Source organism: Paraburkholderia sp. Ac-20340, from assembly GCF_017104965.1.
In the GTDB taxonomy this organism is placed as follows: domain Bacteria; phylum Pseudomonadota; class Gammaproteobacteria; order Burkholderiales; family Burkholderiaceae; genus Paraburkholderia.
Genome location: NZ_JAAGPR010000001.1, coordinates 1 through 12,933, shown reverse-complemented (window position 1 = coordinate 12,933; position 12,933 = coordinate 1). Strand labels below are relative to the sequence as shown.

Genomic DNA, 12,933 nt, shown 5'->3' with positions numbered 1-12,933 from the left:
GCGGTAGTGCTCGACGATTTCGGCGGGCGCCTGCAAGGGCCAATGCGGCGCGGAAAACGGCAGATAGGCGAAGAAGGGCCGGTCGTCGGCCTGCTGTCGATGCTCGCCCAGGTACTGGATCAGCTTGTCGGCGAAAGTGTCAGAGGAGTAAAAATCGTCGGGCAGATGGTCGGCGTACAGGCCGTCTTCCACGTAAAGCCCGCGCGTGGAACGCAACAGGCGCGGCTGCTCGTCGTCTTCGCCCACCGGTTCGAAACCGTAGTGATTCGCCGCTCCCGGCAGCAGCGCGAACGAGCGCTCGAAGCCACGCGCGGACGGCGCACGGTCGAGCGTCAGGCCGAGGTGCCATTTGCCCGCCATCGCCGTGAAATAGCCTGCGTCGTGCAGCAGTTCGGGCAGCGCGGCCACGCGGTCGTTCAGATAACCTTCGTAGCCCGGTTTATCGGCGAGATGCGGCGGGCGCGCCTCCGCCATCGTGCCGATGCCCGCGACGTGGTGATCGGTGCCGCTCAGCAGCATCGCGCGCGTGGGCGAGCAGGCCGAGGCGGTGTGGAAATCGGTGAAGCGCACGCCCGCGTGAGCGAGCGCGTCGAGGTTGGGCGTGGCGATCTCGCCGCCGAATGCGCCGAGGTCGGAAAAGCCCAGATCGTCGGCGACGATCACGAGGAAGTTGGGCCGCTTGCTGGAAGGCTGGGACATGGTGTGAGGTTCCGATGAGGTGGTGTGCAATCGCTTGATCGTTCAGTCGCTCGATCGCCGATTCACGTGAGCGCTTAATGCCGGGTGCGCCAGCGCGTGGTCGACGCTTCGAGGCGGCTGCCGAGCCAGCCGAACAACGCGCCCAGCGCGCCGATCGTCACCGCTGCGGCAAGTAGACGGTCCGTGCGAAAGAGTTGCTGCGCGTCCATCATGAACGTGCCCAGACCCACGCCGGACGGCATCAGATACTCCGCGCCGATCGCGCCCAGCCACGCATAAACGAGCGCGAGACGCAGCCCCGCGAACACGCCCGGCAGGATCGCCGGCACGATCAGCCAGCGCAGGCGCTGCAAGGCGTTCAGGCGCAGCGTGAGCGCGACTTCGACAAGCGCGGGCGGCAGACCTTCGACGGCGCGGCTGGTCGCCAGCACCACGGGGAAGAACGCTGCGAGCGCAACGAAGATCACCTTGGCGAGATCGCCCAGACCGGCCCAGGCCGTGAGCAGCGGAATCCACGCGAAGATCGCGACCTGACGCAAGGCGGTGAGCGTCGGGCCGAAGGCGCGGCGCACCCATGGCACCGCGCCCAGGGCGATGCCGAGCGTCAGGCCCGCGACAGCGCCTGCGAGGAGACCTTCGCCTGCACGCGCGAGCGTATGGGCGAGCGCAACGGGCAAGGCGCCGCTGCGCAGATCGTCGAGTGCGCCATGCAGGACCGCACGCGGCGCGGGCAGCAGGTTCGCGTCGACCCAATGCAGATGCGCCGCCACGGCCCAGAGCGCGAGAATCGCCGCCGGCAATACGGCGCCGCGCGCGTAACGTTGCCCGCCACGCGCGGACGTCGCGACGCGCGCGCCCGGCGCTTCATGCGGCCAGCGCACGAGCCAGCGGTCGATACGCTGCACGCCCTGATCGATCGCGAAACCCGTCAGCCCGATCGTGACGATGCAGACGAACACCACATCGAGTTGAAACATCTGACGGCCGTAGACCATCAGATAGCCTATGCCTTCCGACGACGCCAGCAGTTCCACCGCGATCAGCGTGAGCCAGCCCTGCGCGAGCGCCTGGCGCACGCCCGTGAGAAAAGCCGGCAAAGCGGCGGGCACCACCAGCAGACGCACGCGCTGCCACGCGCCCAGGCGCAGCACGCCCGCCACTTCGCGCAAGCGCCACGACATGCCGCGCACGCCGGTTTGCGTGTGGATCGCCACGGGAATCGCCACGGCCTTGAAAATGAGCACGATCTTCAGCGCCTCGCCGATGCCCAGCATCACCATCAGCAACGGCAGCAACGCGAGCGGCGGCACCTGCGCAATCGCATAGAACAGCGGCGCGATGGCGTCTTCCGCGATCACGCTCGCGCCCATCAACGCGCCGAGCAGCGCACCGCCAAGCGTGCCCAGCACGAAGCCGATCGCGAGCCGCTCCAGACTGATCAGCAGATTCGATACGAGACCGTCGTGCAGCAGGTCGCGCGCCGTTTCCCAGACCCGTTCGGGCGCGGGCAGAATCTGCGCCGACATCCAGCCTGCCTGCGAAGCCTTCCACCAGAGCAGATAGACGAACACCGGCAACGCCCACGGCAGCAGCGCGGACCAGGAGATCGCCCGGCCGCCCGCGCGCGCGGTGCTGGCGGTGCGGGCGGCTTCATCAACCGCATCGTCGAGAATCGTCGAATTCGCCGTGTTGAGCATATCGGCCTCGCAGCAAGGAAAAATCGGGTCGGTCGGGTCGGTCGGGTCGGTCAATACGTGAAGCGCAGCGTCGCGCCGACCATGCGCGGGTCGCCCGCCATCGCCGTATAGGTGTTCTGCACGCTCGCGAACGACGCCAGGTAGTAATGCCGGTTGAACAGGTTGTGCGCCCAGATCGAGAAATCCCACTTGTGCGCGCCGCTATTGAGGCGCCAGCCCGTCGCGAGATTGAAGATGCCGTAGCCCGGCAGGCGGCCGTAGCGCGAATCGTCGAGCGTGCCGTACTGGTTCGAACGCAGCGACCACACGCCGGTGATGTACTGGTCAATGTCGTGGCCGATCGGGAATTCGTATTGCGCGCTCAGATTGGCGATCCAGCGCGGCGCGCCCGAAACCGGCTTGCCCGTGAGATTGCAGGTGGTCGCGCCAGTGGCGATGGTGGTTTCCGCCGCGCACGGGCCGTTGGTGTACGAGCTATAGGTGGCGTTCACGTAGGACGCGTTCAGGCCGAGCGTCAAACCGCGCAAGGGCCGCGCGCGCAGGTCGAGTTCCGCGCCGCGCGAGCGCACATTCGCGCCGTTGGCCAGCACCTGGGTCACGAGTCCGCTGGACGGCACCGTCACGTAAGTCGTGGCCTGATAGCCGTTGATCTGCGTCCAGAACAGATTCGCGTTGAGCACGAGCCGATGATCGAGCCATTCGCTCTTGATGCCGAGTTCCGCATCGTTGGCGCGCTCCGGGCCAAACAGCAGCGAGTTCGCGCCCAGCGTGGGCGCGGAGCCCACCGCCATATTGATGCCGCCGGACTTCTCGCCGTGCGACAGCGTCGCGTAGGCGAGCACGTCGGACGTCAGCTTGTAGCTGAAATTGAGCATCATCGACGGGCTGATGCCGTGCTGCCCCAGTTGCCCCGATTGATACGCGCCCACCGCCGCATTGCGCAGCGCCAGCAGGGAGCCGCTGAGTTCCGCGCCGCCCGTCGGGGCGAGACGGTTCACGTAACCGGTCTTGTCTTCGTAGGTGCCGCGCACGCCAGCCGTGAGGTCGGCGCGCGTGTTGATATGCCACGTCGCCTGGCCGAACAGCGCGGCGCTATTCGTTTCGACCGAAGCCGGCGAAACAGCGGTCACGCCGTTGAGGATGCCGCGATTCACGCCGTACTGGAACAGATCCGCATCGGGGCCGAACGCGGTGAAGGTGTTCGTGTTGGTCTGCTCGTAGAAGTAGTACGCGCCCACCACCCAGTCGATCGGGCCGCCCGTGGGGGAAGCCAGTCGCACTTCCTGCGAGATCTGGTGATCGTCCACGCGCACGCCCGCATTGCTGATGGCGGGCACGGGCAGGCCATCGCCATCGTTGGTCGGCGAGAAGTCCCAGAAGCGCGCCGCCGAAATCGACGTGAGCGAATAGCCGGACGGCAGCCTGTAATTCACTTCCGTCGATACGCCGCCCTGATGGACGTTCATGTGCGGCGTGGTATCGGTATTGACCTGAAACTGCGAGGGATTCGCCACGGGCGTCACGCCCAGCAACGCCGCGCGCGACGAATACGTGCTGCCTGTGGGCACGCCGTAGAGCAGCAGCGCGCCGGTGTTCGAATTCTGCGTGTTGTAATCGGCGATAAAACGCACGCTCAAATCATTGTTAGGCTTCCAAAGTAACTGGCCGCGCACGCCGTAGTTGGACACGCCATTCAACTGACTGCCGTTGTACAGATTCGTCACGCTGCCGTCGCTGTGCGTATGCTCCAGATCGAGCGTGCCCGCCAGCGTTTCCGAAATCGGCCCGGACAGATGCGCCTTGGTCTGCGCGTAGCCGTCGTTGCCGACCGATTGCTCCAGATAGCCTTCGGTATGGAACTGCGGCGGACGCGTCGAGATATTGAGCACGCCCGCCGTGCTGTTCTTGCCGAACAACGTACCTTGCGGCCCGCGCAGCAAATCGACCTGCTGGATATCGAGCAGATCGAACACGGCCATGCCGGGGCGGCCCAGATACACGTTGTCGAGATACACGCCAACGCTCGGCTCCAGATTATCGCTGGCCGGATTATTGCCGATGCCGCGAATCGAAATGCTCGACTGGCGCGGATTGATAAACGCCACATTCAGGCTCGGCAAAGTCTGCTGCAAATCCTGGATGCGATAGAGACGTTGACGCTCCAGCTCCTGCCCGCTGACCGTCGAAATAGGCGCAGGCACTTTCTGCGCGCTTTCCGCACGACGGCGCGCCGTGACTGTGAACTCCTTCAGTTGCACGGGGTTTTCGCTTTTTGTCTGCGGGGCGTCGGTTTTCTGGGTCTGCGCGGCGCTGGCATCGTCCTGTGCCCACGCCGTCGTGGAGGCGAATATCGCTGCGGCAATGACCGTCAGCCGGAAAAACGTCGGGTGGTCCTTCATGTTGTTATAGGTGCCTTTTAATTCGCTTTTGCCGTTTTTTCGACTTCGCCGAAGGTGCGATAAGGTTGCCAGCGCGAGCCGAGCTTCGTTTGCGCAAGCGCCTGATTCAGATACCTCGCGTCAACCCACTGATCGACATCGAAGCTCTGGCGGATCATGCCAAGCTGCTTCGCGGTATCGACATCGCGCTTGAATGCGTTGACGAAGTACGGATCGAGCAGCGGCGAGAAAAACGTGGCCGGATCGCTATCGCCAATCTCGTTGCGCCAGACCGAAACCGGCGTGCCCGCACGGGTCTGTTCGAGTTGCAGATACGCATCCAGATTCTTGCGATCCGACACCCAGTCCGATGCCGCGAGCACGTTGGTCACGACCTTCTGCGCCCACTCGGGATGCGCACGCAGAAAATCGTTCGACGCCACCAGACCCGCCTTGAATGTACCGACGCCATCGCGGCCACGCGTGCTCACCGGAATCTCGACCAGCCCTTTGTCCTTGAGAATGAATAGCGACGACGGCCCCCAGACGGCATCGATACGATGCGCAGCAATGGCCGCCGCCGCGCCATTGAGATCGAGATTGACGATGCGGAAATCGCGCTCGGTCAGGCCTTCGCTACGCAACACGCTGTCGAACGAGAGTTGCAGCGCCGTGCCGCGAAAGAGTGCGATCTGCTTGCCTTTGAGGTCCTTGAGATCCTTGATGCCCTGCCCCGGCTGCACCGCCAGATAACCGTTGATATCGCGCGCGAGCGCTGCGATCAGCCGCGTATCGAGTCCATTCGCGCGGCCGATGATGCCCGCGAGATCGCCCAGAAACGCCAGATCGACCTGATGATTCGCGAAGGCTTCGTTGATGGCCGGCCCTGCGCCTTTGAAGAAAGTCCATTGAATCTTCACGCCGTCTTTCAGGAAGGCTTTTTCCAGCGCCTGGTTTGCGTAAAGCACGTCGACCACACCGCCGCCCGCAGGCTTCGAAGCAGCGCCGATATAGGGCACTGCAATACGGATCACGTTCTGTGCATGAGCCGTGGGCGAGACCAGTGCCAGCAGCGCACACGCGACGACAGAGACGGCATTAACAAACTTGAAAAAGCGGTGTGCGAAAAATCGACGTGCCACGGGAACCCCCTGCAAATAAGCACTTTTTATGCGCATGCCGCCACGCCGAATCGCGACGGCATGCCGTTCTTCATCAAGCCGCGGCGGCGAGCTTCGGATTCTTTTCGACGCGGCGCGTCACGCTCGAGCGGCCATCCACGCTCACGGGCACTTCGCCCGCCAGCGTCACGCGCCGCACCACGCGGCGTGCATCGCCGTAATCGTTGACGGCATAGTGCTGCGTCGCGCGGTTGTCCCAGATCGCCACATCGCCCGCCTGCCAGCGCCAGCGCACGATGTTTTCGAGGCGCGTGATATAGCCCTGGAACACTTCGAACAGATGATTCGATGCCGACCCAGGCAGGCCGATGAAGTGCTTGAAGAAGTGGCCCAGCACGAGCGTTTTCTCGCCGCTTTCGGGATGCACGCGCACCAGCGGATGCTCGGTTTCGTAGCGCGTGGAAACGAACACTTCGCGATAACGCTCGTAAGCCGCCTTCGCCTGTTCGCTCAGCGTATTGCGCGAGTAACTGGCGGCGGCCGCGTAGTCGTAATCGTTGCTATGCACGGCCCAGAGTTGCTCGGCCAGCGTCTTGAGCGTGTCCGGCAGATCGTCGTATGCCGTGGCCGTGTTGGCCCAGACGGTATCGCCGCCCACCTCGGGATTGGTCACGCCGCGCAGGATCGACGCCTTCGGGTAGGCATCGACGAACGTGACGTCCGTGTGCCACGAATTGGCGCGGCCGCCGTGCAGCGAATCGAGTTCGAGCAGATATTCGGTGCCTTCGCGCACCGGCACCGTGGGATGCGCGACCGGATCGCCCAGCAGCTTCGCGAACGACTCCTGCTCCTGATCCGTCAAATGCGTCTGATCGCGAAAGAAAATCACTTTATGCCGCAACAGGGCCGCGTTGATGGCTTCCAGCGCCGCCGGTTGCAGATCGCCCGAGAGGCGTACACCGCGAATCTCCGCGCCGATACGGCCCGTGACCGGATGAATGGACAGTTCGCCGCTTTCCACTACGTTCAGTTTCGACATGATTTTTCCGCCTGAAAATAAAAGGAATCCTTATGAATCAATATGGAAAGCGCCGGCTTGAGATCGTGCGCGTTTCCGCGTCATTCAGATCGTGGCTTCTTCAATGCGCCGCAATCGTTACAACCATGCTACCGGGACATCGTTTGAATATCTGTCTATGCCTTGACAGTCCAAAGCACACATTCAGCTATGCGAATGAGCGCCGTGACCCAGCAGCGCGTGCAGGCGCTCGCGCTGCTGCTGGAATGCGGTTTCGGCGCGATGGCGCGGATACGGCAAGCCAATCTCCACCGTCGCGCGCAACGGGCCGGGGCGCGGCGCCATGACGACCACGCGATCGGCCAGATAGACCGCTTCTTCAACATCGTGCGTGACTAGCAGCATCGTCAGGTCGGCGGCTGCGCGAATGCGCAGCAGTTGATCGTGCATCTGCGAGCGTGTGAGCGCATCGAGTGCGCTGAACGGTTCGTCGAGCAGCAGGAACGCAGGCCGCGCAACGATCGCGCGCGCCAGCGCCACGCGCTGCGCCATGCCGCCCGAAAGCTGATGCGGCAGCGCCTGCTCGAAGCCCGCGAGCCCCACCAGCGCGATATGTTCGTTCACGCGCTGCTGCACCTCGGCGCGATCGAGCTGAAAACGCGCGAGCCCGAGCGCGATGTTCTGCGTGACGGTGAGCCAGGGAAAGAGACGCGGGTCCTGAAACACCACGCCCGCTTCGTCGTTGCCGATTTTCGGCGCCACGCCATCGACGAGAATCTGCCCGTCATAAGCCGCGTCGAGCCCGCACAGCAGACGCAGCAAAGTGGATTTACCGCAGCCGCTTTCGCCGAGAATCGCAATGAATTCCTGTCGGCGAATATCGAGGTCGAGATCGGCGAGAATCGCGCGCGGCTGCCCGCCAACCTGAAAGCGCTTGCTGACGCCGTGCAGCCGCACGAAAGCCGTGGATTGAGCGTGTGAGGCAGGCGCGCCGCTGCGATACGGCGCCGTTGTGGGAGCGTTCATGCTGAGCCTGATTGTGGGAGCCTGAGGCGTCCATTATCAAAAAGGCCCGGCCGGGTTGTCTGTCAAAGAGTGGTCAGATTACCCGGCGATTTGGCGCTATCGATATTCCTGAATACGGCTTGATCGATAGAGTGAGTGAAAGGCTTTGGCAAGGAATGGCGCAGCGATCAGCCCGGCGATTGCGCCGAAGGCGCGCCGGGCGATTCCAGCAATGAACGCGCGAAGCGGCGGTAAAGCCACGCGCTGCCCGCTCCCGCTACGATCAGCATCGGCCCGAAGGCCACTGACTCGACGAGTCTGAACACGGGACTGTGCCCGCTTTCGCCCAGCACCCAGTTCGCCACCGCACCGACCAGAGCGGTCGGTAAGAGGATTGCGCATAACGAAAGCGCAAGCACGCAATGAAAACCCACGATGCGCCGGACGTTGCCACGCGAGTCGCGCCATGCCGCGCGCAGATTCAGCGGCCGCCCAAGCGCAACGTGGCAACCCACCAGGCTACACCGTAAATTGATCCAGACCGCCAGCATGAGCGCCGCAAAAACCAGCGTCATGGAAAGCGCGCGCCCGTGGCCGTGAATGCCGATGAAACGCAGGATCAGTATGGCAATCAGCGGACCGAGCAGGATACTCAGAAAATACGCGAGAAAAAAGCCGAGCGAGACGCCGTAATAACGCCAGAGATTCCGGCCCAAGGGCAGTCCGGTATGAGATTCGCCCAGCACCACGTAACGTATTGCCTGCACGGCCAATACGTTCATGACCAATAGCTTGAGAAGATACAGGCCCAGGATGAGCAGCGGTATCAACAAGGAATGTCGTCTGGGCGCGTGATGCAATTTGCTTTGCATGAATTGCACAAAGTAAATCGCCACGGTCGTGGCGGCGATCAACAATGGCCGCTGCCGGACCATTCTGATTGAATCGCGCCACGTGCCCGTGATGCACTCTTCGAACGTTATCGTTGTCATGGCTGACGTCCCCCGTTTGACGCGCCACGTCTTTCTGCCTGGGTGGCGCTAACCGCAATGCATGTTTTAGATGTCTTATCGGCTGCCTGCCGATTCTGCCATGCAAATCCGGGACGTGTACGGGGGTTGAGCGCCAGCGTGCTCCAACGTACGTTATGCCATGGCGCCGTCGCGCACCACGCTTGCCAGCCTTTCGATATGCTCCGGGCCGATACCGCAGCAACCGCCGATCAGCGACGCCCCGGCCTGCGCCCACGAACGCGCGAATTCCGCATAGCCTTGCGGTTCGAGATCGGCGCGCAGCTTGCTCAAGCCGTCGTTCGCGGCCATCGATTCGCGCTCCGGTTCGAATGCGTTCGCGTACACGCCCAGTTCCAGCGCGGCGCCGTTGCGCTCGCGCACGTCGCGCGCTTCCACCACCGCCGCGCGCATGATCTCCGCCTGGCTGCAGTTGAACAGGAACGCCTGCGCGCCCAGTTCCAGCGCCGCCTCGACGGCGGCTTCCACCGTTTCGCCCGAACGCAGCCGCGCCCGCTCGCGGCCTTCGACGATTGCCTGCACATCGCCGCTGTCGTCGAGCGTGAACGACAGCCACAGCGGACGCACATCGTCGCCCAGCGCACGGCGGGCGGCGCGCGCTTCATCGATCGAACTCAGCGTTTCGCCGAGCCACAGATCGACGTGCGGCGTGAGACCCTGCACGAGCGCATCGAGCAAGGGCGCGGCTTTTTCGGCATCGAACAGATCCGGCCGATACGAACCGAACACCGGCGGCAGCGAACCCGCCACCTTCACGGCACGCGCCTCGCCTGCCGCAGCGGCCGCTTCACGCGCGAGACGGCCCGCGCGATCCGCAAGCGCGACGCCTTGCTGCGCGAAACGCTCCTCGCCGATATGAAACGGCACGACCGCATAGGAATTCGTCGTCACGACATCGGCACCGGCGCGCACGAAGGCATCGTGGGCCGCGCGCACATACTCGGGCGCTTCGATCAGCGCAAGCGCCGACCATTCCGGCTGTTTGAACGGCGCGCCCATGCGCAGAAGTTCGCGGCCCATGCCGCCATCGAGAATTCGGATCATTGTTGTAGCCTGAAAGTTGTCGGGGTTGCGGCGCGCGAATGGCTCGGCGAATCGCTCAGCGCAATGCGCCAATCGTTTCGACGCGCGCGCCGCTTCGTGCCGCATTGCCCTTGCTATGCGGCGTTTCGCGCACGAGATAGCGATTGAGGCGCTTTTCCAGCAGCGCAGCAGGCCAGGTGAGCGCCACGACTAGCGCGACATACACGATGGCCGCGCCCGCCAGCGGTTCATAAACGCGGAAGGTCTCGAAACGCAGCGTATTTGCGGTGCCGAGCACATCGAACACGGTAATCGTGGAGGCCAGCACGGTGGATTTCATCAGCAGGATGGTTTCGCCGATCAAAGCAGGCAGCGCGAGCCGCAATGCACGCGGCCCGACGATGCTGCGCAGCACACGCCAGCGCGACATACCGAATGCGTAGCCCGCTTCCACCTCGCCCGCGGGCACGCCCGCAATCGCGCCGCGCAGAATCGTCGCCACATAGGCGCTCTCGTTGATTGCGAGCGCAACGATCGCGTACCAGTACGCATCGCGCAGAAACGGCGAAGCCCAGCTATCGCGCATCCACTCGCGCGGCAGAATCTGGCCGAAGCCGTAGTAAAGCAGATAGATCTGCACGAGCAGCGGCGTGCCGCGAATCAGCGTGATCCAGCCGCGTGCGGGCCAACGCCATGCGAAGCTACGCGCACCGGCGGCCAGCGCGAGCGGCACGCCAATCACGAGACTCGCTGCGCCGGAAATAAAGGTCAGCGAGAGCGTGGTGGGCACGGCCTCGATGAGTTTCGGCAGCACGGTGCCGGTGAGGAACGCAAACGAGAACATCAGAGCGAAGCCAGCCGCACACCGCGATTCACGCGCTTTTGCAGCGTGCCGAACACGGCCATCGAGCCGATGCTCAGCGCAAGAAAGAGCGCAGCGGTGACGAGATGAAAGAACAGATAATGACGCGTCGCGCCAGCCGCGAGCTGGCTCGTCTTGAGCAGATCGGAAAACGAACCGAGCACGCTGATATAGGACGCATCCTTGGTCGCGTTGAGCCAGACATTGCTCACGCCCGGCAACGCAAGCCGCAAGGCAAGCGGCAAACGCACGCGCCGGAATACCTGGGCGCGCGTCATGCCGAACGCAAGCGCGGCCTCGACCTGGCCCGCCGGCACGGCGATCAACGCGCCGCGAAAGATATCGGTGAGATACGCGCCCTGAATGAAGCCGAGCGAACAGATCGCCACCGCGAGCGGATCGAACGCGAACGCAGGCGACACCAGATGCGCGGCGTGCAGCGCACTTTCCAGCGCGGGCGCGAGCGCATAGAACGCGATCAGCAGGCAAAGCAATTCGGGCAGCGCGCGCACGACGGTCGTGTAACTGCGGCCCAGCACGCGCAGCGGCGCATGGCGCGAGAGCTTGGCGCCGCTGCCCGCGAAACCCGCCAACGTGCCGACAGCAAATGAACCGGCCGCGACCGCGACCGTCTGCGCGAAGGCCGCGGCGAACTCGCGGCCATAACCGCCGTTACCGAACGACAGCAGCGCGAAGACGGAGGTATCGATCAGCACGGAATCAGTTGCTCTTTTCGATCGTGCCTTGCAGCTTGGGGTATCGCGCGGTGATCGCGTCCCACGTGCCGTCCTTTTGCACCTGGGCGATGGCATCGGACAGACGCGCGCGCAGCGCATCGCCGCGACGCACGCCGCCGCCTACGCCCAGACCGAGTACCGGATCATCCTTGCAGGTGCCCTTGATCTCGAAGTCCTTGCCGTCCGGCGAATTCAGGAACGCCGTGAAGAGGCCCTTGCCTTCCTGCACGTAATCGACACGACCGGCGACCAGATCGGCGAGCGCGTTGTCGAACTTGTCGAAAGACTTGATCTGCGCGTCGTGCTTGAAGCGCGCGTCGAGGAAGGCCGAGAAGTTCGTACCGGCTTCCACGCCAATCACGCGGCCCTTGAACGTCGCGGGCACGGCGCAGTCGACCTTGCGCTTATCGCTCTTTGCGCCGACGAAGACCGTGGGCGACTCGTAGTACGGACGCGTGAAGTCGATCACTTTCTGACGCTCGCCCGTGATCGTCATCGACGACCAGATCACGTCGATCTTGCCGTTTTGCAGCGAGGGGACGAGGCCGTCCCAGGCGATATCTGAGAGCTGGCAATGCACATTCATTTTCGTGCAGACAGCATTGAGCAGATCGATTTCCCAGCCTTTCCAGCTACCCGAAGCGTCTTTGGAGAAGAACGGCGGATAGGATTCCGCATCGACGCCGATGCGCAGCGTGGGTTGTGCTGCGGCGACGAGCGAAGATGCAGTGATGGCCAGCAGGGCGGCGGCGAGGCGGGTAATGCGAGCGCGCATGTCGGAGTCCGGTTTTTAGAGTGCGGTCGCCTTGGGCGGCGAAAGGGGGGGACTTTAGCGGGTCAGGTCGCAGCTTTCAAATAACCTTTGGTTGTTTGTATATTTTTTTGGGCTGTGGGGGAGGAGTTGGGGCGTTTTTTTTGGGGGCGCTCGATTGTTATTTCTATTTCTTTCTGCTTTTTTGTTGGCATTTCCTTGTGGTCGTGTCGGTCTATTAGCGTCGCCCCTGTGCGGGGCGGCACCTACTTTTCTTTGCAGCGGTGTATGGACTGGAGACATAGGTAACAGGTGTACGGAGACATGGGTAACACATTCTCCGTTCACGTTTGCTGGTTCAGATTGATAGTCCCAAAGCAGTGGTGCGCAAAATACAGGTCATAGCAGTCGTCTTCTCCAGCGCGTTCGCGAATGCCTACCGGCAGATTGTGCAGCGCGCTGGATACCTTGAATCGCCGCTGCCTGAAGCGTAGCTCTCCGTTCCATCCGACGCGTTGCACGACATCGTTTTCCCCATATTCGATCGGCGGCAGGATCGCAGGGAATGTGCGCGCACTGGGCCGATAACGCGTGACAGGCGTTTTCATATC

10 protein-coding genes and 2 pseudogenes are annotated in these 12,933 nt (G+C 63.2%); all 12 read right to left on the bottom strand.

The genetic code is table 11. The features are described 5' to 3' along the window. Positions 1-27 precede the first annotated feature (27 nt). Positions 28-699 (bottom strand): annotated as a pseudogene (locus G3N59_RS37235) (sulfatase-like hydrolase/transferase); the annotation flags it as partial. Between the two features lie 74 nt (positions 700-773). Then, the gene (locus G3N59_RS00055; protein WP_205980436.1) at positions 774-2,450 is read right to left on the bottom strand and encodes an ABC transporter permease; all 1,677 of its coding nucleotides are present in this window, start codon (positions 2,448-2,450) and stop codon (positions 774-776) included. After that, positions 2,447-4,795: a TonB-dependent receptor gene (locus tag G3N59_RS00050; protein ID WP_205980435.1), complete on the bottom strand. Its 2,349-nt coding sequence runs from the start codon at positions 4,793-4,795 to the stop codon at positions 2,447-2,449. The genes G3N59_RS00055 and G3N59_RS00050 overlap by 4 nt, the downstream gene beginning before the upstream one ends. A 17-nt stretch (positions 4,796-4,812) precedes the next feature. Beyond that, complete coding sequence (locus G3N59_RS00045) at positions 4,813-5,916, bottom strand: ABC transporter substrate-binding protein (RefSeq protein WP_205980434.1); 1,104 nt, start codon at positions 5,914-5,916, stop codon at positions 4,813-4,815. A gap of 73 nt (positions 5,917-5,989) precedes the next feature. After that, complete coding sequence (locus tag G3N59_RS00040; RefSeq protein ID WP_205980433.1) at positions 5,990-6,934, bottom strand: TauD/TfdA family dioxygenase; 945 nt, start codon at positions 6,932-6,934, stop codon at positions 5,990-5,992. Positions 6,935-7,117: 183 nt separating this feature from the next. Then, positions 7,118-7,939: an ABC transporter ATP-binding protein gene (locus tag G3N59_RS00035; protein ID WP_205980432.1), complete on the bottom strand. Its 822-nt coding sequence runs from the start codon at positions 7,937-7,939 to the stop codon at positions 7,118-7,120. Between the two features lie 167 nt (positions 7,940-8,106). Next, entirely contained in the window at positions 8,107-8,700 is a 594-nt protein-coding gene (locus G3N59_RS00030) for a hypothetical protein (RefSeq protein ID WP_205980431.1), read from the bottom strand. Positions 8,701-9,063: 363 nt separating this feature from the next. Beyond that, positions 9,064-9,993 (bottom strand): homocysteine S-methyltransferase family protein, encoded by a 930-nt coding sequence (locus G3N59_RS00025; RefSeq protein ID WP_205980430.1) that lies wholly within the window; start codon positions 9,991-9,993, stop codon positions 9,064-9,066. 55 nt (positions 9,994-10,048) lie between these two features. Further along, positions 10,049-10,819 (bottom strand): ABC transporter permease subunit, encoded by a 771-nt coding sequence (locus G3N59_RS00020; protein WP_205981040.1) that lies wholly within the window; start codon positions 10,817-10,819, stop codon positions 10,049-10,051. Continuing rightward, a complete protein-coding gene (locus G3N59_RS00015; RefSeq protein ID WP_205980429.1) occupies positions 10,816-11,550 on the bottom strand; it encodes an ABC transporter permease subunit in 735 nt (244 codons plus the stop codon). Before G3N59_RS00015 ends, G3N59_RS00020 begins: the two co-directional genes overlap by 4 nt. A 4-nt stretch (positions 11,551-11,554) precedes the next feature. After that, positions 11,555-12,346, bottom strand: a complete 792-nt coding sequence (locus G3N59_RS00010) for a transporter substrate-binding domain-containing protein (protein WP_205980428.1) — start codon at positions 12,344-12,346, stop codon at positions 11,555-11,557. Between the two features lie 320 nt (positions 12,347-12,666). Next, a pseudogene (locus G3N59_RS00005) lies at positions 12,667-12,933 on the bottom strand (IS481 family transposase); the annotation flags it as partial.

What these genes read in the sequence shown, in the direction of transcription:
- G3N59_RS00030 (WP_205980431.1), bottom strand. Translation starts at nt 8,700, where the DNA reads ATGAACGTATTGGCCGTGCAGGCAATACGTTACGTGGTGCTGGGCGAA.
- G3N59_RS00025 (WP_205980430.1), bottom strand. Translation starts at nt 9,993, where the DNA reads ATGATCCGAATTCTCGATGGCGGCATGGGCCGCGAACTTCTGCGCATG.
- G3N59_RS00035 (WP_205980432.1), bottom strand. Translation starts at nt 7,939, where the DNA reads ATGAACGCTCCCACAACGGCGCCGTATCGCAGCGGCGCGCCTGCCTCA.
- G3N59_RS00010 (WP_205980428.1), bottom strand. Translation starts at nt 12,346, where the DNA reads ATGCGCGCTCGCATTACCCGCCTCGCCGCCGCCCTGCTGGCCATCACT.
- G3N59_RS00040 (WP_205980433.1), bottom strand. Translation starts at nt 6,934, where the DNA reads ATGTCGAAACTGAACGTAGTGGAAAGCGGCGAACTGTCCATTCATCCG.
- G3N59_RS00050 (WP_205980435.1), bottom strand. Translation starts at nt 4,795, where the DNA reads ATGAAGGACCACCCGACGTTTTTCCGGCTGACGGTCATTGCCGCAGCG.